Below are 24,022 nucleotides of genomic sequence, written 5' to 3'. Positions count from 1 at the left end.
GGGCAAGGGAAATCGGCGAGTCGGCGGAGAGCTTCTGCCCGAACGGCGGTTGGGGCGGGCGCGGGCACGCGCGCTGACCCGTGCGGGGGAGCTGATTCGGCTGCGGGCCCGCTGGGCCGTTCGGTGTAGGTAGTGGGAAACTTGACTACTGCGGGTAATTTCTGTTGCCAGGTCAGCGTGACCCATCGTGACATTCCCGTTATCTTCCCGGTGCTTCCTGACGGGAAAGACGTGCAGGCCGTGGCTGGAAAATCTCTGTAACACCGCTCGCTGACCACCCGATACCTTGGCGAGTGTCACACCTTCGGCGATGTGGAGCCGGACCGCCCCGTGATCACTGATCGTGATCGTCGGTTCTGACTCAGCGTGCCGGTGGCGAATCAGGTCCGGGGAGCTTGCGTAGCGCGGGAGGACTGATGGAAGAACCGGTGCGGCCATGGCCCGCGGACGGCGTCGCGCTGCCGAGGGTCGACCTGAGAGCGGTCCCCGCACCGCCGGTCGACGTGGCGGCGGCGCCCGCCCGCGCCGCCGGCGACCGGCTCGACCCCGCCACGGTCTGCCCGGCGGAGGGCGATCCGCCGAAAACGCACGCCGCGGAGTGGGAGAAGCGCTACCGCAGGACGGTGATCGCGTCGGATCTCGTCGCCGCCTGCGCGGTGATCGCGATCAGCGCGTTCGTCATCGACCGGCTCGCGCCGCACGACATGCACGCGTTCGGCACCGCGTTCGCGATCCTCTGCGCCCTTCCGGTCAGCCGGGCCTGGAGCGCGCGGGTGCTGGGCGAGGGCCCCGAGGAGTACCGCACGCTCGGCCGGGCGCTGATCACCGCGGCGGTCCTGGTCGCGTTCGGCGGGCTCTTGTTCGGCGCGCTCGAAGTGCAGCCCTGGGTGTTCTTCGTCGTGCCGGCTGTCGCATTAGTGCTGTTCCCCCAGCGATACGTGCTCCGGCAGATTCTGCACCGGAGACGGCGGCGCGGGCTGTGCCTGCTGCCGGTGATGGCGGCGGGCAGTGCGGAAACGGTCGCGGACCTGATCAAGCGGACGAGGACCGAAGCGCACGTCGGATGGCGCGTCGAGGCGGTGTGCACGTCCACCGGGACCGGGGAGATCGAAGGGGTGCCGGTCGTCGGGCGGCTCGAGGAGCTTTCCCGGCACGTGCGCCGCGGCGGGTACCGCGTCGTGGCCATCACGGCCGACCAGTACTGGAATCCCGAGCGGCTGCAACGGCTCGCCTGGGATCTCGAAGGCACCTCGTCGGAAATGGTCGTCGCGCCGATGCTGATGGAGGTCGCCGGGCCGAGGCTCAACGTCAGCGGGGTCCTGGGCATGCCGCTGCTGCGGGTGACCGCACCCGCCTTCACCGGCGGACGCCGGTTCGTCAAAGAGGTCGTCGACCGCTGCGGCGCGGCCTTGCTGCTGGCGCTGTTCTCCCCGGTGCTGCTGGCGATCGCGGTGGCGGTGAAAGCGGGCGACCGCGGTCCGGTGATCTACCGGCAGCGGCGCATCGGCAAGGACGGCGAAGCGTTCACCATGCTCAAATTCCGCACCATGGTCGTGAACGCGCATTTGATCCGGCACGACCTGGAGAAGGCCAACGAAGGCGCGGGGCCGCTTTTCAAGATGAAGAAGGACCCCCGGGTCACGAAGGTCGGCGGATTGCTGCGCCGGTATTCGCTCGACGAACTGCCGCAGTTGTTCAACGTCGTCGCCGGGCGGATGTCGCTGGTCGGGCCCCGGCCGCCGCTTCCCGAGGAAACGGCGACGTACGCTCCGGCCGCGCGCCGCAGGCTGCTGGTCAAACCCGGGCTGACCGGGCTGTGGCAGGTGAGCGGGCGCAGCGATCTGTCCTGGGACGAGAGCATCCGGCTCGACCTGCGCTACGTCGAGGACTGGTCGCTGGCGCTGGACCTGGTGATCCTGTGGAAGACCTTCCGCGCCGTCCTCGCCGGGCAGGGCGCCTACTGACCTGCGAAGATCCTTCCGGCGGCGGCCGCCGGTCCGAAAACGGCCGGCGGCCGCTCCCGTGCGCTGGGTCACATCGGCGGGATCGGCGAAATAGTCAAGCGTTCAACCATGTTGGTGCCGTGCGTAGGCGACAGCACGGGAAGGAACGCCGAAACCGATGACTACTTTCGCAGAGTCCCAGCAGCTGCAGGTGCCCGCCGAGGTGCAGGACCTGCTGTTCCGCGAGGCGCGCACGGCCAACAGCTTCAGCTCCGAGCCGGTGACCGACGAGCAGGTCCGCGCGATCTACGACCTCGTCAAGTGGGCCCCGACCTCGATGAACACCCAGCCGCTGCGTGCGCTGGTGATCCGCAGCGACGAGGCGAAGCAGCGCCTCCTGCCGCACCTGGCCGAGGGCAACCGCGCCAAGACCGAGGCGGCGCCGCTGACCGTCATCCTCGCCGCGGACGTCGACTTCCACGAGAACATCCCGCAGACCTTCCCGCACAACCCCGGCGTGAAGGACAACTTCGCCGACGAGGCCGGCCGCGTCGAGTTCTCCAAGCTGAACTCGCTGCTGCAGGTCGGCTACTTCATCATCGGCGTGCGCGCCGCCGGACTGGCCGCGGGCCCGATGACCGGTTTCGACGCCGCGGGCGTGGACAAGGAGTTCTTCTCCGGCAACAACTGGCGTTCGCTCGTCGCGGTGAACGTCGGCAAGCCGGGCGAGAACCCGTGGTTCGACCGCCTGCCGCGGCTCGACTTCGAGCAGGTCGTCGAGACGCTCTGACCCTTCCCGCATCGCCGAGAGGCCGCCCCGCACGCCCGGGGCGGCCTCTCGGCGTCCGCGGGTGACGGCGGTCGAATCGGCGAACCCGCCGACGGCTAGCATCAGCGGAAGCCGTTTCAGTCACATCTGCAAAGGAGTCCGATCGTGTCCCAACCGTCGTCAGCTGCCGCCGTACCCGCCCCGCGCGTGGTGGTGCCGGCGGGCACTACGGCGGGCGCCGCGGTGCGCGAAGCCGGGCTGCCCACCAAGGGCCCGGACACGATCGTCGTCGTCCGCGACGCCGACGGGAAACTGCGCGACCTCGCGTGGGCCCCGGAAGCCGAGGCGCAGGTGGAAGCGGTCGCCGCGAACACCGAGGACGGCCGCAGCGTGATCCGGCACTCCGCCGCGCACGTGCTCGCCCAGGCCGTGCAGCAGGAATTCCCGGACGCCAAACTCGGCATCGGCCCGCCGGTGCGCGACGGCTTCTACTACGACTTCGCGGTCGAAAAGCCGTTCACGCCCGAGGATCTGCAGAAGCTCGAGAAGCGGATGAAGCAGATCGTCAAGGGCGCGCAGCAGTTCTCGCGCCGCGTCTTCGCTTCGACGGACGAGGCCAAGGAAGAGCTGAAGGACGAGCCGTTCAAGCTTGAGCTGGTCGACATCAAGTCCGATGTGGACACCACTGAGGTGATGGAGGTGGGCGGCGGAGAGCTGACCATCTACGACAACCTCGACCCGCGCACCAAGGAACGCGTGTGGAGCGACCTCTGCCGCGGCCCGCACGTGCCCACCACCAAGTTCATCCCGGCCTTCAAGCTCACCCGGGTGGCCGCCGCGTACTGGCGCGGCAACGAGAAAAACCCGCAGCTGCAACGGATCTACGGCACCGCGTGGGAATCGGCCGAGGCGCAGGACGCCCACCTCGAGCGCCTCGCCGAGGCCGAGCGGCGCGACCACCGCAAGCTCGGCGCGGAGCTGGACCTGTTCTCCTTCCCCGAGGAGATCGGCTCCGGGCTGCCGGTGTTCCACCCGAAGGGCGGCATCATCCGCCGCGAGCTGGAGAACTACTCGCGCCGCAGGCACGAGGAAGCCGGCTACGAGTTCGTGAACACGCCGCACATCTCCAAGGGCGACCTGTTCCACACCTCCGGGCACCTGCCGTACTACGCGGACACCATGTTCCCGCCGGTGCAGTTCGAGGAAGAGGACTACTACCTCAAGGCCATGAACTGCCCGATGCACAACCTGATCTTCCGCTCGCGCGGGCGGTCCTACCGCGAACTGCCGCTGCGGCTGTTCGAGTTCGGCACCGTCTACCGCTACGAGAAGTCCGGCGTCGTGCACGGCCTCACCCGCGTGCGCGGCCTGACGATGGACGATTCGCACATCTACTGCACCAAGGAGCAGATGCCGTCCGAGCTGCGGTCGCTGCTCAAGTTCGTGCTGGACCTGCTGGCCGACTACGGCCTGTCCGACTTCTACCTCGAACTGTCCACGCGAGGGGACTCGGACAAGTTCATCGGCGAGGACTGGGAGTGGGAGGAGGCCACCGAGACGCTGCGCCAGGCCGCCGTCGACTCCGGCCTCGAACTGGTCCCGGACCCGGGCGGCGCGGCCTTCTACGGCCCGAAGATCTCGGTGCAGGCGAAGGACGCCATCGGCCGCACCTGGCAGATGTCGACCATCCAGCTGGACTTCAACCAGAACAAGCGCTTCGGCCTCGAGTACACCGCCTCCGACGGCAGCCGTCAGCGGCCGATCATGATCCACCGCGCGCTGTTCGGCTCGATCGAGCGGTTCTTCGGCGTGCTGACCGAGCACTACGCGGGCGCGTTCCCGGCGTGGCTGTCGCCGGTGCAGACGGTCGCCATCCCGATCACCGCCGACCAGGTCGAGTACCTGCGCGACGTGGAGAAGGCGTTGCGCGCCAAGGGGATCCGCGTCGAGGTCGACGCGAGCGACGACCGGATGCAGAAGAAGATCCGCACGCACACCACGCAGAAGGTGCCGTTCCTGCTGCTGGCCGGCGCGAAGGACGCGGAGGCGGGCGCGGTGTCGTTCCGGTTCCGCGACGGCGGCCAGATCAACGGCGTCCCGGTGGACCAGGCGGTCGAGGCGATCGCCGAGTGGGTCGCCCGCCGGGAGAACGCGTCGCCGTCGGCCGAGGCCGTGGAGAAGATCCTGAAGTGACCGAGCCGGAACTCGTCGAACAGGACGGGGTCGGGGTCCCGGACGCGCTGCAGCGGCTGTGGACCCCGCACCGGATGGCCTACATCCGGGGCCAGGACAAGCCCGAGGGCGAGGAGTCCGACGGCTGCCCGTTCTGCCGCCTGCCCGGTCTCGGCGACGACAAGCGCGCGCTGATCGTCGCCCGCGGCGAGACCGTGTTCGCGGTGCTGAACCTGTACCCGTACAACCCGGGTCACCTGATGGTGGTCCCGTACCGGCACGTCGCGGACTACCCGGACCTCACGCCCGAGGAGACGCGCGAGCTGGCCGAGTTCACCCAGCACGCGATGGGCGTGATCCGGGCGGTCTCGGCGGCGCACGGGTTCAACATCGGGATGAACCAGGGCGTGATCGCCGGGGCGGGCATCGCCGCGCACCTGCACCAGCACCTGGTGCCGCGCTGGGGCGGCGACGCGAACTTCATGCCGGTGATCGGGCACACGAAGGTGCTGCCGCAGCTGCTCGGCGAGACCCGCGACCTGCTCGCGGGCGCGTGGTGAGGCCCGTCGCGCAGCGGTAATTGAGTGCTCAACCAGCGTATGATGACGATATGTCCGAACCACGCTGGCTGACCGACGACGAGCAGCGGGTCTGGCGCGCCTACGCCCAGGCCAGCTCGCTGCTGCAGGCCCACCTCGAAGGACAGCTGCAGCACGAGTCGGGCATGCCGCACACGTACTACGAGGTGCTCGTCGCGCTGTCCGAGGCGGACGGGCGGCGGCTGCGGATGAGCGAGCTCGCGTCGGTGCGCGGTTCGTCGCGCAGCCGGCTGTCGCACGCGGTCGCGCGGCTGGAGGCCAAGGGCTGGGTCCAGCGCGAGTCGTGCCCCACGGACAAGCGCGGGTCGTGGGCGGTGCTCACCGAGGCCGGGTTCGCCGCTTTGAAGGAGGCCGCGCCCGGGCACGTGGAGGCGGTCCGGGAGACGCTGTTCGACCAGCTGAGCGCCGAGCAGGTGCGCCAGCTCGGCGAGATTTCCGAGGCGATCCTGGCCGGGCTGCGGCCCAAATGCCAGGCCGTCCGGGAGGCCGAGGAGGCGGCGGAATTCGCCGCGCCGGTCGTCGAACTGCCGAAATCCGGCTGACGTTCCGGCGGGTCGTGGGCGGGCGGGTCCGGTTCGGACAGCGGGGTCGATAGGCTTTCGTCGCCCACCCGCCCCCGAATCAGGTGCACAGACGAGGAAGATGCTCAACATTTTCGCCCGTGCCTCGGTCTCCCGCGTGACGGACCCGATCGGCGCCGCCCTGGTCCGCGCCGGACTGACCCCGAACGCGATGACCGTGCTCGGCACCGCGGGCGCCGTCGCGTGCGCGCTGGCGTTCTTCCCGCAGGGGATGCTGCTGTGGGGCACGTTCACCGTGTGGGGCTTCGCCATGCTCGACCTGCTCGACGGCGCGATGGCCCGCGCCCGCGGGTACGGCACGCCCTTCGGCGCGGTGCTCGACGCGACCTGCGACCGGCTGGTCGACGGCGCGCTGTTCGCCGCGATCGCGTGGTGGTGCTTCGTGCAGGACCACAACAACCGGGCCGCGGCCGCCGCGCTGATCTGCCTCGTGCTCGCCCAGGTCATCTCCTACGTGAAGGCGCGCGCCGAAGCGTCCGGCCTCGAAGCCGACGGCGGGCTGGTGGAACGCGCGGAGCGGCTCATCATCGCCCTCGTCGGCACCGGGCTGCACGGGCTGGGCGTGCCCTACACCGTCGAGATCACGCTGTGGCTGCTCGCCGTGCTGTCGGTGGTCACGCTGCTGCAGCGGGCGGCGGCGGTGGCGAGCGCGGCGCGGGCGGCCGCGGCGAAACAGGCCGGCTCGTCGGCGGGCGGGGCGCAACCGTGAGCACACTGTCCCAGCGGCTCAGCGAGTTCGGCTACGCGACGGGCTGGCGGCTCACGCGGCGGCTGCCGAAGTCGTTCGGGTCGGCGACGTTCGCCTTCGGCGCCGACATGGCCGCGCGGCGCGGCGGCGGGGGAGTGCGGCAGCTGCGCGCCAACCTCGCCCGCGTCGTCCCGCAGGCGGGCGAAGCGGAGCTGGACGAGCTGGTCCGGCGCGCGATGCGGTCGTACGCGCGGTACTGGTTCGAGACCTTCCGGCTCCCGGCGATGGACCACGCGGCGGTCGCCAAGCAGGTGACGGTGACCGGCGCGGAGAACATCGACGCCGCGCTCGCCGAGGGCAACGGTGCGGTGATGACGCTGCCGCACAGCGGGAACTGGGACATCGCGGGAGTCTGGCTCGCCAGCTACGCGGGCACTTTCACCACGGTCGCGGAGCGGCTCAAGCCCGAATCGCTGTACCGCCGGTTCGTGTCGTTCCGGGAGTCGCTCGGCTTCGAGATCGTGCCGCTGACCGGCGACAGCGCGGCGATGCGGCTGCTGCTGCGGCGGCTGCGCGAAAACAAGGTGGTGGTCCTGCTGGGGGACCGGGACCTGACGTCGTCCGGGATCCCGGTGCGGTTTTTCGGCGAGCAGACGCACCTGCCGCCCGGCCCGGCGCGGCTGGCCGCCACCACCGGCGCGGCGCTGCTGCCGACCGGCTGCTGGTTCACCGAGGACGGCTGGGAGATCCGGATCCACCCGCGGATCCGCGTCACGCAGCGCGCCGAGGTGCCCGCCGCGACCCAGGCGCTGGCCGATGTGTTCGCCGGCGACATCGCCGCGCATCCGGCCGACTGGCACATGCTGCAGCCGTTCTGGCCCGCCGATTCCGCGGCGACGGCGCTGGAAGAAGCGAGCTGACCCGGGTGGCGCGCGGGTTGAAGATCGGGATCGTGTGCCCGTACTCGTTCGACGTCCCCGGCGGGGTCCAGGGGCACGTGATCGACCTGGCGAAGGCGCTGCTCGAACGCGGGCACCGGGTGTCGGTGCTGGCTCCGGCGGACGAGGACGCCCAGCTGCCGGATTTCGTGCACCCGGCGGGCAAGGCGCTGGGGATCCCGTACAACGGCTCGGTCGCGCGGCTGCAGTTCGGGCCGGTGTCCTACGCCCGGGTGCGGCGGTGGATCCGGGACAACGGCTTCGACGTGCTGCACCTGCACGAGCCCGCCGCGCCGAGCCTGTCGCTGCTGGCGCTGAAGGTCGCGGACGGGCCGATCGTGGCCACCTTCCACACCGCGACGACGCGCTCGCGGACGCTGGCGGCGTTCCAGCCGGTGCTGCGTCCGCTGCTGGAGAAGATCACCGCGCGGATCGCGGTGTCGGCGCTGGCCCGGCGGGTGCAGGTGGAGCACGCGGGCGGCGACGCGGTCGAGATCCCGAACGGCGTCGACGTCGAGTTCTTCTCCCGTGCGCTGCCGCTGGAGGGCTACCCGCGCGCGGGCGGGACGATCGGGTTCGTCGGGCGGTTCACCGAACCGCGCAAGGGCATGGACGTGCTGCTGGAGGCCGCGCGGCGGCTGTTGCCGGAGTTCGAGGACCTGCGGCTGCTCGTGGTCGGCCGCGGCGAGCCGGACCAGCTGCGGAAGATGGCGGGGCCGCAGCTGTGGCCGCACATCGAGCTGCTGGGCCAGGTCGACGACGAGACGAAGGCGCGGGCGCTGCGCAGTGTCGACGTCTACTGCGCGCCCAACACCGGCGGCGAAAGCTTCGGGATGATCCTCACCGAGGCGATGGCCGCGGGCACTCCGGTGCTGGCGAGCGGCCTCGACTCGTTCCGCCGCGTCCTCGACGACGGCCGCGCCGGAATGCTCACCACGACCGGCGACCCGGCTTCCCTGGCTGACGGCTTGCGCGAGTTGCTGGGCGACCCGGCACACCGGGCGTCGCTCGCGGCCGCGGCAGGCGAGCGCGTGACCGCGTACGACTGGGGGGTCGTGGTCACACAGGTGCTGCGGGTGTACGAGACAGCCATCGCGGCGGATCCCCGGCTGGTCGCGGCGGGGGAGCGGGAGCTCGCGTGACGGTGCTGGTGTGGCTGCTCGTGGCGGCGGCCGCGATCGTGGTGCTCGGCGGCCTGTTCCTGGTCGCCACCGCGAACCGCCTCGACCGCCTGCACGTGCGGACCGATGCCGGCTGGGCCGCACTGGAAGCCGCTCTCGCGCGCCGAGCCGTGGTCGCCCGAGCCGTCGCCGCGGTCCTGCACGACGGTGCCGGCCTGCACGCCGCAGCCGCCCGCGCCGAGGCTGCCGCGCGACCGGACCGCGAGGCCGCGGAAAACGAACTGACGCTCGTCCTGGCCCCGATCGACCGGTCTCGCCTGCCAGCCGTGCTCGCCGAGGAACTGACCGACGCCGAACACCGGGTCGTCATCGCCCGCCGCGTGCACAACGACGCCGTGCGCGACACCTTGGCGCTGCGGCGGCGCCGGAAGGTGCGGTACTTCAAGCTCGCCGGGACCGCTCCGCTGCCGGAGTACTTCGAATTCGCCGAGCCGGACCTCTGAGGCAGACTGAGCCGCATGACGACCGAACCCGATGCCTGCGCCGTCGCACACGGCGAGGTCGAAGAGCCGCCCGCCGAACGGACCCTGGTGGCCGTGTTCGCCTCGCCAGTGGCCCGGTACCTCCTGCGCTACGCCGCCGATCTGGGCTACCGCGCCGTTCTGTTCGAACCGGACGAGGCACGGGCCACCGATGCCCCTGAAGGCGTCGAAGTCCGCACCACCGCACCCGCCCCGGGCCCGGACGCGGACGTCGTCGTGACCGACCACCACCGCCCGGAACTCGGAACGGTCCTGCAAGCCGCACTGGCGACGCCGACGCGATGGGTGGGCGTGCTGGGCAACCCGCGGCATCCGGGCCCGCACGTCGAGGCTCTGCGCGCACTGGGCGTGGCGGAACCGGACATCGCGAGGGTGCACCGGCCGGTCGGGCTGAACATCGGCTCGCGCACCCCGGCGGAGATCGCGATCGCGACACTGGCGGGGCTGGTGGCGGACCGCAACGGGCGACCGGGCGGGTTCGAGTTCTGACTCGTGAGCGCCTATGCCGGTTAGAACCGGTATAGGCGCTCACAAGGCTGTGGCGGTGGGTTGCCTGCGCGGGCAGGTCGTGAGTGGCGGCACCGGTGCTAACCGGTGCCAGCACTCACGAGGTGACGACCGCCCCTTCCGGCATCGGCTCGAACCGGGCATGCCGCCGCGTGAACGTAGCCGTCCCAGAGGTCAGCGATCGCAGATCAACCGCGTACCGCAGCAGTTCCGCCGCGGGCACCTCGGCGTGCACCACGGTGTGCCCGCCTTCGCTGGATTCCGTGCCCAGCACCCGGCCGCGGCGGGAGGACAGGTCGCCCAGCACCGTGCCCAGGTGTTCGTCCGGCAGGCTCACCTCGACCGTGTCCAGGGGTTCCAGCAGCGAGATCCGGCTGGCCGCCGCCGCTTCCCGCAGGGCCAGCGCGCCCGCGGTCTGGAACGCGGCGTCCGACGAGTCGACGCTGTGCGCCTTTCCGTCGGTCAGCGTCACGCGCACGTCCACCACCGGATGCCCGTCCTGGACGCCGCGTTCCAGCTGCGCGCGCACGCCCTTCTCGACGCTCGGGATGAACTGGTGCGGCACCGCGCCGCCGACCACCTTGTCCACGAACTCGAACCCGCCGCCGCGCGGGAGCGGTTCGACCTCGATGTCGCACACCGCGAACTGCCCGTGCCCGCCGGACTGCTTCACGTGCCGTCCGTGGCCTCGCGCGGGTTTCGCGAAAGTGGAGCGCAGGCTGATCCGCACCGGCTCGGTGCCGACGTCCGCGCCGCCCGCGCGCAGCCGCGACAGGACGACCTCCGAATGCGCCTCGCCCATGCACCACAGCACGAGCTGCCCGGTTTCGGCGTTGCGTTCCAAGCGCAGGGTCGGATCGCCCGCGACGAGCCGGGACAGATTGCGGGACAACGTGTCCTCGTCACTGCGGGACTTCGCGACGACAGCGACCGGCAGCAGCGGTTCGGGCATCCGCCACGGTTTGATCAGCAGCGGATCGTCCGGCGACGACACGGTGTCGCCGGTTTCGGCGGAACCTACTTTGGTGAGCGCGCACAGGTCGCCCGCGACGCAGAACGGCACCTCGCGCAGGTTCGCGCCGAGCGGCGAGTAGAGGTGGGCGACGCGTTCGTCGGCGTCGTGGTCTTCGTGGCCGCGCTCGGCGAGGCCGTGGCCGGAGACGTGCACGGCGTTCTCCGGGCGCAGCGTCCCGGAAAACACCCGGACGAGCGAAACTCGTCCCACGTACGAGTCGACCGCGGTGCGCACGACCTCGGCGGCGAGCGGACCGGCCGGGTCGGCGGACAGCGCGGCGTGCTCGGCGCCGTCGGGGCTGGTCACGCCGGGCGGGGTGTGCTCAAGCGGAGAGGGGAAGGCCCGCACGATGCCGTCGAGCACCTCGGCGAGCCCGACCCCGCTGGTCGCGCACACCGGGATCACCGGATGGAACGAACCGCGCGCGACGGCTGTCTCGAGGTCGGCGATCAGCACGTCCTCGGCGATCTCCTCGCCGCCGAGGTAGCGGTCCATGAGAGTCTCGTCCTCGCTCTCGGCGATGATGCCCTCGATCAGTTCGTTGCGGGCGTCGGCGAACTCGTCGGCGACGTCCGGGTCCGGTTCGCCCACGCGCGGCGGGTAGCCGGCGGAGTAGTCGTAGCGGCGCTGGGTGACGAGCCCGACCAGGCCCTCCGGCACCGGGAGGTACAGCGGCAGCACGCCCGCGCCGAAGGCGGCTTGGCAGGCGGCGATCTCGGCGAGTGCGTCGGCACGGTGGTGGTCGAGCCGGGACACGACGACGGCGCGCGGCATGCCCACCGACGCGCATTCCTCCCACACGGCGACGGTGGCGGCGTCCACGCCCTCGGCGGCGCAGACGACGAACAGCGCGGCGTCCGCGGCCCTCAGCCCGGCCCGCAGCTCGCCCACGAAATCGGCGTACCCCGGGGTGTCGATGAGGTTGATTTTGTGCCCGGCGTGCAGCACCGGGGCGACGGAAAGCCCGACCGAACGCTGCTGGCGCACCGCGGCGGGGTCGTGGTCGCACACCGTGGTGCCCTCCACGACCGAACCGGCGCGCGGCACCGTGCCGGACGCGGCGAGCAGTGCCTCGGTGAGCGTGGTCTTCCCGGACCCGGAAGGCCCGACGAGGACGACGTTGCGCACCTTGGCGGGGTCGTCCACAGCGACGGCGGCCCCGGGGTCGGTACTCCTGTTCTGCTTGTCGGCCATGACGGCCTCCTCAGCGACGGCGGTTGGCGGAACTGTGTCCCCGATCACACACCCGCGACCCGCCGGGAAGCAAGGCGGACGGCCCGGGACCAGCCGTTCGCTCATCCGGGGCTCCTCGCGCCCCGAAGCGTCCGATTCCACTGTGGACAGACTTGGTTTCACTGTCTGCAAAGGATTAGCGGGCGCTTTGCCGCCGGATTCATCCGGAACGCCGGGCTGCTGCCGAGGTGGGCGAGTGGCGATTCTTGGGCGGAAAGAGGAATTTCCGGAAATCGCGCACCGGAAATCGGCACTGATGCGCCGAAGTTGACAACTTAACGACCTTCGTCGGTTGTCCGGAGTTGGGAAAAACCCGACTCTTGGCGGGGTTCGATCCCATTCCACTTCCGAATCCGGCCCCCACCCCCGGGCCTGATCCGGCCTGTCCGGAGGAGAACACCGCCGATGAAATCGCGCCGACCGCTCGTGCTGCTCGCAGCCGGGGTGCTGGCCGGGGCCGTCACCACGGCCACCGCAGCCCACGCGCAACCGCTCGAACCGCAGAGTCCGCAGGCCGCCGAAGCCACGGCGGCCACCGCCGCGCAGGCGCTGGTCGCCTCCCGGCCCGCCGCGCTGCACGCCAGCAAGGACGACGTTTTCCAGCAGCACAAGGTGATCTCGTCGACCAACGGCCTGAAGTACGTGCCCTACGACCGCACCTACAAAGGCATTCCGGTGATCGGCGGCGACTTCGTCGTGGCCACGAATTCCGCCGGGCAGGTGCTCGCCACCTCGGTCGCGCAGACCGCCGCGATCGACCTGCCCAGCATGTCGCCGAAGCTGACCGCCAAGCAGGCCGAAGCGATCGCCCGCACCCAGGTGCCCACTGTGGACACCGTGCAGCCCGCGACGCTCGCCACTTATGCCCTCGGCAGCCCGAAACTCGCCTGGACGACGCGGGTGACCGGGCGGAACGCGGAAGGGCCGAGCAAGCTGGACGTCGTCGTCGACGCGATGACCGGGAAGGTCCTGCACACCCAGGAGCACGTGGCCTACGGCGACGCGCAGGGCGTGTGGAACGGCCCGGAGCCGCTGCATCTGGACACGTCCTCGGACGGCGCGGGCGGCTACTCGATGACCGATCCGACCATCGCGAACCTCAGCTGCCAGGACGCGGACACCCAGCAGACCTTCACCAAGTCGACCGACAGCTGGGGCAACGGCGACGAGACCGACCGGGAAACCGGCTGCGCCGACGCCCTGTACGGCATCCAGCAAGAGAACAAGATGCTGACGCAATGGCTGGGCCGCAACAGCTTCGACGGCAACGGCGGCGCCTGGCCGATCCGCGTCGGCCTCAACGAGCAGAACGCCTACTACGACGGCACCCAGGTCCAGGTCGGGAACAACACCGCGGGCCAGTGGATCGGCTCGCTCGACGTGATCGGGCACGAGTTCGGCCACGGCATCGACGACCACACCCCGGGCAGCATGTCCGGGTCCGGCACCCAGGAATTCGTCGCGGACGTCTACGGAGCCTCGTCGGAATGGTTCGCCAACGAGCCCGCGCCGTACGCGGTCCCGGACTTCCTCGTCGGCAACCAGGTGAACCTCGTCGGCAGCGGGCCGATCCGCAACATGTACGACCCGTCCCAGCTCGGCCACAAGAACTGCTACGACGACGCGATTCCCGGCACCGAGGTGCACGCCGCGGCGGGCCCCGGCAACCACTGGTTCTACCTCCTCGCCGAGGGTTCGAACCCGACCAACGGCCAGCCGGCCAGCCCGACGTGCAACAACTCCACTGTGACCGGGCTCGGCGTGCAGACCGCCGTGAAGATCTTCTACAACGCGATGCTGCTCAAGACCAGCGGCAGCTCCTACCAGAGCTACCGGACCTGGACGCTGACCGCGGCGAAGAGCCTCTTCCCGAACGGCTGCACCGAATTCAACTCCGTGAAGGCGGCGTGGGACGCGGTGAGCGTGCCCGCCCAGCCGGACGAGCCGACGTGCGGCGCGGTCGGCCCGACCGGTTCGCGCGCGATTTCCGCTCGATGAACCGAAACTGATTTCCCCGCCGATCGGGAGGGGGAGGCGAGCACTCGTCTTCCCCTCCCGATCGGTATTTCCCGGGGGCGCCTTTTCGATCGAGGAGAATTTCGTCCGGAAAAGGCGCTGCGCAATTTCTGCGAGATCGGTTACGGCACCCCGGCGAGCCGCAGCAGCGCGGCCGTCGCGGCGGCCGCGATCACGACCGCCACGAACGGAGCCTTCCGCCACGCGAGCACGCCGCCCACCAGTACTCCGGCTGGCCGGGCGATCCCGGCGAATTCCTGTCCCTCGGTCAACGCGCTGGTCGCGACCAGCGCGGCGAGCAGCACTACTGCCGACAGCGTCATCAGCCGTTCGGCCCGCGGCGACAACCGCACTTTCGTGCGCAGCAGCGGTCCGGCGAGCCGGAACGCGAACGTCCCGGCCGCCAGCACGAGCGTCGCGAAGATCAGTTCCGCGCCGTCCATCAGTGCGCTCCTTCCAGGGACTTCGGCTCCTTCGCCGCGGCTCCCGCGACCACTCCGACCAGCGCCAGCAGCACCGGCAGGCCCGCCGGGAGCAGGGGAGTGGCCGCGAGCGCGACCACCACGCCGATCAGCACCGGCAGCCGCGACGCCCGGTCCTTCAGCGACGGCAGCACCAATGCCAGCAGCACCGCCGGGAAAGCGGCGTCCAGGCCGAACGCGTCGGTGTCGCTGATCGCGGACCCGGCGAACGCGCCCGCCACGACCCCGAGGTTCCAGCACACGAACAGGCCGACGCCGCACGCCCAGTACGCCGCCCGCCGCCGGGCCGCGTCGCGCTGGGCCAACGCGAACGCCACCGATTCGTCGATCATCAGATGGCTTCCGGCCAGCCGCCCGGGCAGCCCGCGTCCCAGCGCGTCGCCGACCGCGAACCCGAACGGCACGTGCCGCGCGTTCACCAGCAGCCCGGCGGCGACCGCGGCGAGCGGGTTGCCGCCCGAGGCGACGATGCCGACGAACATGAACTGCGACGCGCCGGCGAAGACCAGCAGGGACAGCAGCATCGGCGCCCACAGCGGGAAGCCGGAGCCCACCGCGATGGCGCCGTAGGACACGCCCACGAGGGCGTCGGCCAAGCACACGAGACCGATGTCGCGGGCGAGGCCGCGATCGAGTGTTCGCCAAATCGAACGCATAGTGTCCTATGCTGAACACGTCGAGGCCTGTTCGTCAAGGCGAACGAGAAGACTGATGGAGCGAACACACATGCCGAACGAGAGCACGGGCGCGCCGCTGGACATCATCGCGGCGTCCCTGCGCCGCGAGCGGGCCCGCGCCGGCCTCTCGCTGACCGAGGTCGCGCGCCGGGCGGGCCTGGCGAAATCCACGCTGTCCCAGCTGGAATCGGGATCGGGCAACCCGAGCGTGGAGACGCTGTGGGCACTGGGCGTCGCGCTGGACGTGCCGTTCTCCCGGCTGGTCGAACCGGAACGGCAGGAGGTGAAGGTGATCCGCGCGGGCAAGGGCCCGACGGTGTTCGCCGAACACGCCGACTACGCGTGCACGCTGCTGTCCGCGTGCCCGTCCGCGGCGCGCCGGGACATCTACCTGGTCAGCGCGGAGCCCGGCATCCCGCGGCGGTCGGACCCGCACATGAGCGGCGTGGTGGAGCACACCGTGCTGTGCGCGGGCCGCGCGCGGATCGGCATCATGGACGACCCGGTGGAGCTGCTGCCGGGCGACTACATCTGCTATCCGGGGGACGTGCCGCACATCTTCGAGGCGCTGGAACCGGGGACGTTCGGGGTGGAGATCTCCGAATACAACTGAGCGGAACGGAGCCTGCGCCGCCTCGGCCCTTCACGGACCGCTCGGGTCATTCCGAGGGCACGTCGACCAGGACCTTCCCCGGCACTCCTCGTTCGACCGCGCGATGAGCCTCCGCGACCTGGTCGAGTGCGTACCGGCGGACCGGCAGCCCGTGTTCGGCGCCGACCTCCAGCGCGCCGTCCGCGGCGGCGGCGTGCACATCGGAGAGGGCGTTCGCCTTGCTTTCCGGTTCGGTCGTGTAAGTGAAGGTGAAATCCAGCTGCACGTTCTTGACCAGCATTTCCCGCGACGGGATCGGGAGGCAGTCGGCATCGCCGCAGCTGTAGACGTTGATGTTGCCGCCGTGGGCGAGCACAGCCAGATCGACGGCGAGGTTGGCGCCGAGGTCGACGTCGACGATGTGGTGCACCCCGGCGGGCGCCAGTTGCGCGACGCGCGCGGCGACGTCCTCGGTCCGGTAGTCGATGACGTGGTCGGCGCCGGCTTTGCGGGCGAGTCCGGCTTTTTCCGGGCTGCTGACGGTCGCCAGGACGGTCGCGCCCGACCACGTCGCCAGCTGGATCGCGGCATGCCCGACCGCTCCGGCGCCGCCGTGGACCAGGACGGTTCGGCTCACCTTCGCGAACTGAGCGCCGGGAAAACGCGTCGGGCCGGCGGCTGTACACCAGCGACCGGATAGCGCAGAGTCCCTAGCTGAGAAGACCATCGGCCAGGAGGTGTGATGACCGGCGAGGAAATCGTGCTCGGTCCCCTGCCCAAGGGGATCACGCCCGCCCGCGAGGGCATGCGGAACAAGGTGTGGAACGTGCTCGGCCACACCTACTCGATGAAGGCGGCCAGCGAGTCGAGCTTCGCGTTCGAGACCCTCGACCCGCCCGGCACCGGGGTGCCGCCGCACGTGCATCCGACGCAGGACGAGCACATCTACATCCTGGAGGGCGTCTTCACCCTCTACCTCGACGGTCAATGGGAGACCGCCGGTCCCGGCGACACCGTGCGGATGCCGAAGGGGCTCCCGCACGCCTATTACAACCGCAGCGAGGGCATGACCCGCGGACTGTTCTGGGTGAGCCCGGCCGGGAAGCTGGCGACGCTGTTCGACAAGCTGCACAACCTGACCGACCCCGCCGAGGTGGTCCGGGTGTCGGCACTGCACGACGTCGATTTCCTGCCGCCCGGTGCGGTGGAGGGCGCCTGAACCGGCTCAGGCGCGGTTCACCTGCTGCTGGGACGCCCCGGAAACCTGCGCGTAGCCGCTGACGATCGCCTCGAGCGCCGCCGCGTCGATGACGTCCTCGAGGCGGTCGAAGCCGTCCGGCGCGCGCCGTTCGACCTCGTCGATGACGTTTTCCGGGCCGCCCCGGCGGTTGCGCAGCACGATCTCGCCGGTGGCCGCCAGCCGGTCGGCTTCGTACGCGCGCAGTGCCTCGGCGGGATCGGCGTGCTGCGTCAGCTGCGCGGCGAGGCTGGACGCGTCGAGAATCGCCTGGCCCGCGCCGTTGGAGCCCATCGGGTACATCGGATGGGCGGCGTCGCCGAGCAGCGTCACGCGTCCGTGCGACCAGGCGGGCAACGGGTCGCGGTCGCACATCGGGAACTCGAAGATCTCCTCGGTGGCCTCGGCCAGCGCGACGTGGTCGACCTGCGGGCACCGGAACCGCCCGACGTGCCGGGCCAGCTCAGCGCGGTCGCCGGGCCTGGCCCAGTCCTGCCGCTCCGGCGGAGGGTCGCCGGGCCGCCCGGTCCGGACGCAGACCGCCCAGTTGGTGAGCCGCGTGCCCGCGCTCCGGCCCGGTCCGATCGGGTAGATCACCAGCTTGGCCGCGGTGCCGCCGGAGACGATCATCGAAGCGCCGCCGCCGAACTCGGGCCAGTCGGCGGCTCCGCGCCACATCAAGACCCCGTTCCAGCGCGGCGGTCCCTCCTCGGGGAAGAGGAGGGACCGTGCAGCCGAGTGAATCCCGTCGGCCGCCACCAAAACGTCCCCGGCCACGGTCGCCGCTTCGCCGCTTTCCCGCTCAGCGAAATGCACCCGCACGCCTCGCCCGTCCTGATCGAACCCGGTCAGCCGATGCCCGGTCCGCACCGCTTCGGGGCCCAGCCGGGTCTGGACCGCCTGCAGCAGCATGTTCTGCAGCCTGCCGCGGTGGAGGCAGTACTGGGGGAGCGTGAACCCGGCGGCCAGCCCGCACGGCCTGCGCAGGATCACCTGCCCGAGCCGATGGGTGTAGAACAGCTCGCGGGTGCGGATCCCGATCTCGTCCAGCCGGTCGAGCAGCCCGAGCGCCGCGAGCTCCTTGACCGCGTGCGGCAAGGCGTTGATCCCGACGCCGAGCTCGCCGATCCGGGAGCTCTGCTCGTACACCGCGCATTCGATGCCTTCGCGGTGCAGCCGCAGGGCCGCGGTCAGTCCGCCGATGCCCGCTCCGGCGATGACGACCTTCACGTGCTGCCTCCCGTCCTCGACTGCCCAGGGTGGCGGAGAGCGGGGTGGCGCGCTACCGCCGACCGGAGGGGCCGGTCCGGGTTGGGCGGCGAGCTGGCTCCAGTCCGGTGTGGACAGCTTTCGCCGCGCGGGGTCGGCGCTGCGCCGACGCGAGAGGCCGGTCGACGATGGTTCAGGCGTTCGCGTTTCTGGTCGGTTCCGCAACGGCCGATGAGAGCGGCGGTGCGATCGGGCGGATTTCATTCGGTGAAGTCGCGTCGCGACGTTGATCGATCAGAAGCTCCTTGCTGCGGACGAGTTCGCCGGTGCTGCTGCGAGCGGAGACGTCGTCCGGGCCGCGGGTGGCGCGGGAATCCGCGAAGGCACTGGTACTTCCTCCCATGCCGCCGGGAGGGCTGTGGCCCCGCCCGCCGCGGGCGGGGCCGGCATCGAGCTGGTCAAGCGCGGATCTGCTTGGCTTCGCCGCTGCCGCCGATGGCGATCTTGCGCGGCTTGGCCTGTTCGGCGATCGGCACCCGCAGGGTGAGCACGCCCGCGTCGTAATCCGCTTTGATGCTGTCGGTGTCGAGGGTGTCGCCGAGGAACAGCTGCCGGGAGAACACCCCGCGCGGCCGTTCGGAGACCTGGACCTCCGCGTCCTCGCCGTAGTCGGGCCTGCGTTCGGCCTTGACGGTCAGCACGTTGCGCTCGACGTCCAGGTCGATCGACTCCGGTGCGACGCCCGGCAGGTCGAACTGCACCACGTAGTCGTTGCCGGACCGGTAGGCGTCCATCGGCATCACCGCCGGACGGGTCGCGGTGCCGTTGCCGCCGAAGAACTGCTGGGTCAGCCGATCGAGCTCCCGGAACGGGTCAGTTCGCATCAACATGACCATGCGCCTCCCTTTCTCCTTCCCACGTGCCCGCCGCCTGGGCGGGCGTTCGATTGTCGGGGCTGTCGCGGAGATCCGGCCCCGCCGGACGCAAGCGGCGGGGCCGGAACCAGTTCGGGTGAAAAGCAACCGTGCTGAGCTGTGCGGCGGCGGGGCGGCCGCGGGACCACGTCACGAGACGCGATGCCGGGGCTGTGCGAGCCTCTCCGGCCGAGCGTCGTGGGCAGACCTCCCCCCGTCCGGTCGCGCCGCAGTATCACCTCCCCAGCGATGTCACGGCTGTCGGGTGTGCCTGCTGCGCGCCGGAGGGGAACGCTCCCGGTGTTCTGGCGGCCAAGCCCGCCACAAGGTCGCCGGAACCCGCTTCGCGGCCGGGTTTCCGGTGTCGCGCGGGCGAAAGTCGCCGGCGTGCGAAGGCGGGAGCACGGGGGCGCCGTCGGCGGCCACGATCGCGTCGAACTCTGCGCGCAACCAGACCGGATCGGCGCAGATCAGCTCGATGAATTCGCGGTCAGTCGCACCCTGGCGGCTGATGGTGTCCGGCATCGTCGATCACTCCCCGGCTACGTGGTTTCGGCACCCAGGTCAGCTATCGCGTCTCCCTAATTTCTATAGCGCGCAGTGCAGATTGTGTCAAGCGGCGAGTCGAGATAATCTTGATCCGGACCCACGGAAAAGAAGGTGCGCGTGCCCGGACTCGACAGCCTCGACGACCAGGACTACCCGGCTTACACGACCGGGCAGGCTGCCGAAATGCTGGGCGTGCAGCAGGCTTTCCTGCGCAGCCTGGACACCGCGGCCGTCGTGCGGCCCGAGCGCTCGGGCGGCGGGCATCGCCGGTACTCCCGCCGCCAGCTGACCCTGGTGGTGCGGCTGCGCGAACAGCTGGACGAGGGCCACTCCCTCGCGTCGGCCGCCCGGATCATCGGCTTGCAGGACGAACTCGCCGACGCCCACGACATCATCACCGGCCTCCGCGCGCGGCTCGGCGAATACGACCGCTGACCGCGCATCCCTTGCCGCACACCCGCCTCGGTACTGTCTCTTCCCATGACCACCGCCGAGGTCACCGCTGACCTGGTCCGCGCCCTGCTCCGGGACCAGCACCCGGACCTGGCCGGGCTGCCGGTCCGCGAGGTGGCGGGCGGCTGGGGCAACCAGATGTGGCGCCTCGGGGACGAACTGGCCGTCCGCGTGCAGCGCATGGACCCCACTCCGGAGCCGCAGTTCAAGGAGCGCCGGTGGCTGCCGGTCCTGGCCCCGCGCCTGCCGCTCCCGGTGCCGGCGCCGGTGCGGTTCGGCGAACCGTCCGAGCGTTTCCCCAAGCACTGGACCGTGATGACGTGGGTCCCCGGCGAACCGCTCGACCACGCCGCGATCAGCCGCGGCGTCCACGCGGCCGGCACACTGGCGGACTTCCTTCGGGCGCTCCACGCGGAAGCCCCCGCCGACGCGCCGATCGCCGCGGATCGCGGTGCCCATCCCCGAGATTGCACGGGCGGCTTCGAGGAATTCCTCGAAGCAGTCGCGCTCGACGACCTCGCGGAGGACGTCCGGGCGGTCTGGGACGACGCCGTCGCGGCCCGCGCGTGGGAGGGGCCGCCGGTGTGGGTGCACGGCGACCTGCATCCGGCGAATGTCGTTGTCTCGGAAGGAACCCTCTCGGGCATCGTGGATTTCGGCGACCTGTTCGCCGGCGATCCGGCGTGGGATCTCGCCGCCGCCTGGGTGGTGCTTCCCGCGGGCACGGCCGCGCGGTTCTTCGAGAGCTACGCGCGGGCCGACGAGTCCGCGATCCGGCGCGCCCGCGGGCTGGCCGCGCTGAAAAGCCTCTTCCTGATCCTCATGGGACAGAACGGGGAGCAGGGCCTGCCCGGCGGAAAACCGCACTGGGGACCCGCGGGCCGGGCGGCGCTGGAGCGGGTCTTGCAGGGGCGTTGACGGGTCAGTCCCACCAGAGCGCGACGGCGAGCTTCCGGCGCGCGGCTTCCGCGTAGAAATCGCGCAGAACGGTGTGCTGCTCGCCCAGCATTTCAGCCAGGTCACCGTCCACGTCCAGTGCGAGCGAGCCCAGCTCGGCCTCGATCTGCTCCGGGTCCGACGGCACGACGGAGCGGACCGCGTCCGGGGTGATCCCGCACAACGCTTCGGCCACCGCCGCGACTCGCCGAGGCTCCAGGGCGGTCACCGGATGTCCGTCGATCGAGTGGAGAACATCTCGGTAGGCCGGATTGACCTCTTCGTCGCCGTCGAAGCCGCGCCGCAACAGCGCGAGAGTCCGGTCGTCGGCTCCGGTCAGCTTCCACGCCGGTTTCAGGATGCCCGGCCACCAATCCAGATCGCAGTAGTCCCTTTCCGGGACCGCCGTGAAAGAGCACAGCTCGTCCAGCGCTTCCACCGCTCGCCGGCAGACGGCGAGGTGCGCGGCGGAGATCCGGGCGAGCTGCTGGGTCACGGCCATGCGGTGATTATGGTCTGGCGCGGATCAGCCGCCGACGCCGGACGCCGCGAGGCGGCCCGGTCCGGACGATCGCCCGGACCGGGCCGCCCCGGGCGGCGACTCAAAGCTTCGCCGCGAGCTCCGTCCAGCCGGGCGCGCCGATCCGGACGAACATCGGCGTCGTGTCCAACGGGGCCGCGTAGCCGCGCAGGGTCCGGCCGCCGATTTCGACCCGTCTGGTGTGCGGGTCGAACCACAGTCCCGAAGGCAGCGCGATGTCGCGGGAGGCGCCCGCCGTGATCATCGGAGCCGCCAGCAGGGCGGGACCGAGCAGCCATTCGTCGTCGACGGTGTCGAAGCGGTGGTCGGCGGGGAAGTCGAAGTACACCGGCCGCATGATCGGCGTTCCGTCCGCGACCGCCTGCTGCACCTGGGTTTTCAGGTAGCCCGCCAGTTTCGCGTGGGTGCGGACCGCGTCGGCGTACAGCTTCGCGGTGTCGGCCGGGTAGGCGACCGGCTTGCCGGTCGTGGTGTCGACCGTCGTCACCGGGGACGTCGACGCGTACATCAGCGGCATCAGCGACGCGGCCTGTGCCCAGCGCACGAGCACCTCGCGCGACGGCGGCGGCATGCTGTTCGAGCCGCCGATCATGTCCGTCTCGACGAACGGGTAGCCGTTGGCCGAGATCGCCGACGCCCGGCGCAGCGAGGTGCGCAGGCCGTCCCACGTGGTGTCCGCGTCGACCGCCCGGATCACGAAGCCGTAGCGCTGGTTGCCCCAGTGCGTGCGGATGCCCGCCCCCTGCTGGTCGAACGCGTCGGTCATGTCCGCGCCGAGCTTCTGGTAGTCCTGCGGGGTCAGGTTCCCGGTGGCGGCGCAGCGGTCGTCGAAGAAGCGGGTGTCGAATTTGAAGCCGTCGACGCCGTAGTCGGCCATCAGCTTCCGCAGGTTGCCGGTGTACCAATCGCGGGCCTGCGGATTGCCGAGGTCGATGATGCCCGCGGTGCCGTTCCACCAGGTCACCGTGCACGGCTGGGCCGGGTTTCCCTTGGCGCGCACCAGATAGCCGTGGTCGCGGGCGTAGGCGTAGTTCGCCGAGTCCAGGTTGATCCAGAACGTGGTCCACAGGCCGAATTTCTGGCCCATGGCGTGGATTCCCGAGGCCAGCTTCTTCGGGTCCGGGAACGTCTTCGGGTCGAAGGTCAGGTTGCCGTAGTTGGATTCCCATTTGTCGTCGAGCTGCACGGTGTGCCCGGCGACGCCCGCCGCTTTCAGGTCCCGCGCCCACGAAAGCACCTTGTCCTGGTCGATGTCGCGGTAGTACTGCGCCCAGGAATTCCACAGCGGACTCGCGTACTCGGCGTCGGTCGCGTCGCTCTTGGCCGGCTTGCCGACTTCGCCGACGTAGTCGTCGTACACCGCGCGGCGGTTCGACTCCACGAACACCGTGCTCGAGTATTCCGCGGAGTTCGTCACGGTCAGGTCGGCGCGCCCGCCCGCCATCGCGACCTGCATCGGTTGCGCGGTGCGGACGAAGAGCCCGACCGATTTCGAGGTGAAGAAGTAGGGTTCCTGCATCATGTAGCTGGCGGGGGAGAACTCCGGCTCGTCCACCGTTCCGGCGGAAAGCGGGTACGGCTGGGCTTTTCCTTCGCTGGTTTCGCCGCCGCCGTACCAGTGACCGGAAGTCGTCAGGTCGAAGTGGGTCGCGCGCTGTCCGGCGGCGAGCCCGCCGACTGTCCACTTCAGATCGAACCGGTCCGGGTGCGGGGTGATCCGCAGGGTCACCGGGCGGCCCGCGGTGCTGTCGGCGGTGGCGACGACGGTCGCGCCGTCTCGCGAGACCGACCGCACGCGCGTCGCCACGCCGCCGTCGAAGGTGAAAGCGTCGGATGCGGTGCGCAGCAATTGTTCGCCGCCGCGCGTAAGACTCAGGCCCAGGCGGGCGGTGTCGATGCGCAGCTGGTAGCCGGGAGAATCGGGGCCGCGCGGCACTGAGATCGACGAGAGCGGTTGCGCCGCGGCAGGAGTCGCGACGGAGCCGGTGAGGATGAGCCCGGCCGCCGCGTACGCGAGTCGTCGAGGCACTGGAGCCTCCTATTCTGCGTGAATATGCTCAAGGTGACGCTCGAACTTGCAGTAGTAAGCACATCGCGCGGCGGCTTTGTCAAGGCCCCGTCGTGGCCGGACGGGGGAGCGAGTGCGGCGCGTGGGCATGCTTCGCGAAGCCAGGGCGTCCCGGCCGGGCGGGCTCGGTGCGCGGTGCCGAGGTCCGTGCGGGAACCCTGGGGGAATCAGATTCCCTCAGAGGGTGTTGTGGAACCTGGGTGGTTAGTCGTTGTGGTCTTCTGCTAGGCGGCGTGCTGC

24 protein-coding genes are annotated in these 24,022 nt (G+C 70.7%); 15 read left to right on the top strand and 9 right to left on the bottom strand.

What is annotated here, in order from left to right:
* Positions 1–416: 416 nt before the first annotated feature.
* The 10 genes from H4281_RS39145 to H4281_RS39100 all read left to right on the top strand — a co-directional run bounded on the left by H4281_RS39145 (position 417) and on the right by H4281_RS39100 (position 9,842).
* Positions 417–1,964 carry a sugar transferase gene (locus H4281_RS39145; protein ID WP_182895894.1) on the top strand — a complete coding sequence of 516 codons (1,548 nt, stop codon included), beginning with the start codon at positions 417–419 and terminating at the stop codon, positions 1,962–1,964.
* A gap of 157 nt (positions 1,965–2,121) precedes the next feature.
* Positions 2,122–2,733, top strand: a complete 612-nt coding sequence (locus tag H4281_RS39140; RefSeq protein WP_182895893.1) for a malonic semialdehyde reductase — start codon at positions 2,122–2,124, stop codon at positions 2,731–2,733.
* A 144-nt stretch (positions 2,734–2,877) separates the two neighbouring features.
* A complete protein-coding gene (gene thrS / locus H4281_RS39135; RefSeq protein WP_182895892.1) occupies positions 2,878–4,905 on the top strand; it encodes a threonine--tRNA ligase in 2,028 nt (675 codons plus the stop codon).
* Complete coding sequence (locus tag H4281_RS39130; protein WP_037815627.1) at positions 4,902–5,444, top strand: HIT family protein; 543 nt, start codon at positions 4,902–4,904, stop codon at positions 5,442–5,444. Before thrS ends, H4281_RS39130 begins: the two co-directional genes overlap by 4 nt.
* A gap of 50 nt (positions 5,445–5,494) precedes the next feature.
* Complete coding sequence (locus H4281_RS39125) at positions 5,495–6,025, top strand: MarR family winged helix-turn-helix transcriptional regulator (protein WP_182895891.1); 531 nt, start codon at positions 5,495–5,497, stop codon at positions 6,023–6,025.
* A gap of 100 nt (positions 6,026–6,125) precedes the next feature.
* Positions 6,126–6,773: a phosphatidylinositol phosphate synthase gene (gene pgsA, locus H4281_RS39120; RefSeq protein WP_182895890.1), complete on the top strand. Its 648-nt coding sequence runs from the start codon at positions 6,126–6,128 to the stop codon at positions 6,771–6,773.
* Complete coding sequence (locus tag H4281_RS39115) at positions 6,770–7,672, top strand: phosphatidylinositol mannoside acyltransferase (protein ID WP_182895889.1); 903 nt, start codon at positions 6,770–6,772, stop codon at positions 7,670–7,672. The genes pgsA and H4281_RS39115 overlap by 4 nt, the downstream gene beginning before the upstream one ends.
* A gap of 17 nt (positions 7,673–7,689) precedes the next feature.
* Positions 7,690–8,832 (top strand): glycosyltransferase family 4 protein, encoded by a 1,143-nt coding sequence (locus tag H4281_RS39110; RefSeq protein ID WP_182896003.1) that lies wholly within the window; start codon positions 7,690–7,692, stop codon positions 8,830–8,832.
* Entirely contained in the window at positions 8,829–9,314 is a 486-nt protein-coding gene (locus H4281_RS39105; RefSeq protein ID WP_182895888.1) for a LemA family protein, read from the top strand. Before H4281_RS39110 ends, H4281_RS39105 begins: the two co-directional genes overlap by 4 nt.
* 15 nt (positions 9,315–9,329) lie before the next feature.
* Positions 9,330–9,842: an XdhC family protein gene (locus tag H4281_RS39100; RefSeq protein WP_182895887.1), complete on the top strand. Its 513-nt coding sequence runs from the start codon at positions 9,330–9,332 to the stop codon at positions 9,840–9,842.
* A 115-nt stretch (positions 9,843–9,957) separates the two neighbouring features.
* Here the strand turns inward: H4281_RS39100 and H4281_RS39095 are convergent, their stop codons facing one another.
* Positions 9,958–12,069, bottom strand: coding sequence for an elongation factor G-like protein EF-G2 (locus tag H4281_RS39095; protein ID WP_182895886.1), 2,112 nt, complete (start codon positions 12,067–12,069; stop codon positions 9,958–9,960).
* Positions 12,070–12,513: 444 nt separating this feature from the next.
* Here H4281_RS39095 and H4281_RS39090 point away from each other — a divergent pair, with 444 nt between their 5' ends.
* The gene (locus tag H4281_RS39090; RefSeq protein WP_182895885.1) at positions 12,514–14,106 is read left to right on the top strand and encodes a M4 family metallopeptidase; all 1,593 of its coding nucleotides are present in this window, start codon (positions 12,514–12,516) and stop codon (positions 14,104–14,106) included.
* A gap of 140 nt (positions 14,107–14,246) precedes the next feature.
* Here the strand turns inward: H4281_RS39090 and H4281_RS39085 are convergent, their stop codons facing one another.
* Both H4281_RS39085 and H4281_RS39080 read right to left on the bottom strand, forming a co-directional pair.
* Entirely contained in the window at positions 14,247–14,567 is a 321-nt protein-coding gene (locus tag H4281_RS39085) for an AzlD domain-containing protein (RefSeq protein ID WP_182895884.1), read from the bottom strand.
* Positions 14,567–15,262: an AzlC family ABC transporter permease gene (locus tag H4281_RS39080; RefSeq protein ID WP_182895883.1), complete on the bottom strand. Its 696-nt coding sequence runs from the start codon at positions 15,260–15,262 to the stop codon at positions 14,567–14,569. The genes H4281_RS39085 and H4281_RS39080 overlap by 1 nt, the downstream gene beginning before the upstream one ends.
* A 70-nt stretch (positions 15,263–15,332) precedes the next feature.
* Between H4281_RS39080 and H4281_RS39075 the strand changes: the two genes are divergently transcribed.
* Positions 15,333–15,896, top strand: coding sequence for a helix-turn-helix domain-containing protein (locus tag H4281_RS39075; protein WP_067580008.1), 564 nt, complete (start codon positions 15,333–15,335; stop codon positions 15,894–15,896).
* A 46-nt stretch (positions 15,897–15,942) separates the two neighbouring features.
* On the opposite strand, the gene H4281_RS39070 is transcribed toward H4281_RS39075, so the two are convergent.
* A complete protein-coding gene (locus tag H4281_RS39070; RefSeq protein WP_312872261.1) occupies positions 15,943–16,512 on the bottom strand; it encodes a zinc-binding dehydrogenase in 570 nt (189 codons plus the stop codon).
* Positions 16,513–16,617: 105 nt separating this feature from the next.
* On the opposite strand from H4281_RS39070, the gene H4281_RS39065 reads away from it, so the two are divergent.
* Complete coding sequence (locus H4281_RS39065; RefSeq protein WP_182895881.1) at positions 16,618–17,094, top strand: cupin domain-containing protein; 477 nt, start codon at positions 16,618–16,620, stop codon at positions 17,092–17,094.
* Between the two features lie 6 nt (positions 17,095–17,100).
* Here H4281_RS39065 and H4281_RS39060 read toward each other — a convergent pair whose 3' ends face one another.
* The 3 genes from H4281_RS39060 to H4281_RS39050 form a co-directional block, all read right to left on the bottom strand.
* A complete protein-coding gene (locus H4281_RS39060; protein WP_182895880.1) occupies positions 17,101–18,342 on the bottom strand; it encodes a flavin-dependent oxidoreductase in 1,242 nt (413 codons plus the stop codon).
* A 437-nt stretch (positions 18,343–18,779) separates the two neighbouring features.
* Positions 18,780–19,211: an Hsp20/alpha crystallin family protein gene (locus H4281_RS39055; protein ID WP_182895879.1), complete on the bottom strand. Its 432-nt coding sequence runs from the start codon at positions 19,209–19,211 to the stop codon at positions 18,780–18,782.
* A gap of 276 nt (positions 19,212–19,487) precedes the next feature.
* Positions 19,488–19,760, bottom strand: coding sequence for a hypothetical protein (locus H4281_RS39050; RefSeq protein WP_182895878.1), 273 nt, complete (start codon positions 19,758–19,760; stop codon positions 19,488–19,490).
* A gap of 141 nt (positions 19,761–19,901) precedes the next feature.
* On the opposite strand from H4281_RS39050, the gene H4281_RS39045 reads away from it, so the two are divergent.
* Together H4281_RS39045 and H4281_RS39040 are read left to right on the top strand one after the other, a co-directional pair.
* The gene (locus H4281_RS39045) at positions 19,902–20,219 is read left to right on the top strand and encodes a helix-turn-helix domain-containing protein (RefSeq protein WP_182895877.1); all 318 of its coding nucleotides are present in this window, start codon (positions 19,902–19,904) and stop codon (positions 20,217–20,219) included.
* A 45-nt stretch (positions 20,220–20,264) separates the two neighbouring features.
* Entirely contained in the window at positions 20,265–21,155 is an 891-nt protein-coding gene (locus H4281_RS39040; protein WP_182895876.1) for an aminoglycoside phosphotransferase family protein, read from the top strand.
* 4 nt (positions 21,156–21,159) lie between these two features.
* Here H4281_RS39040 and H4281_RS39035 read toward each other — a convergent pair whose 3' ends face one another.
* The gene (locus H4281_RS39035; protein ID WP_182895875.1) at positions 21,160–21,675 is read right to left on the bottom strand and encodes a hypothetical protein; all 516 of its coding nucleotides are present in this window, start codon (positions 21,673–21,675) and stop codon (positions 21,160–21,162) included.
* A 100-nt stretch (positions 21,676–21,775) separates the two neighbouring features.
* Positions 21,776–23,743, bottom strand: a complete 1,968-nt coding sequence (locus H4281_RS39030; RefSeq protein ID WP_312872260.1) for a glycoside hydrolase family 31 protein — start codon at positions 23,741–23,743, stop codon at positions 21,776–21,778.
* Positions 23,744–24,022 lie beyond the last annotated feature (279 nt).

It is taken from the genome of Amycolatopsis dendrobii (assembly GCF_014145675.1).
Taxonomy (GTDB): domain Bacteria; phylum Actinomycetota; class Actinomycetes; order Mycobacteriales; family Pseudonocardiaceae; genus Amycolatopsis; species Amycolatopsis dendrobii.
The sequence above is the reverse complement of the archived record's forward strand: the minus strand, read 5'-3'. Positions and strand labels throughout refer to the sequence as shown.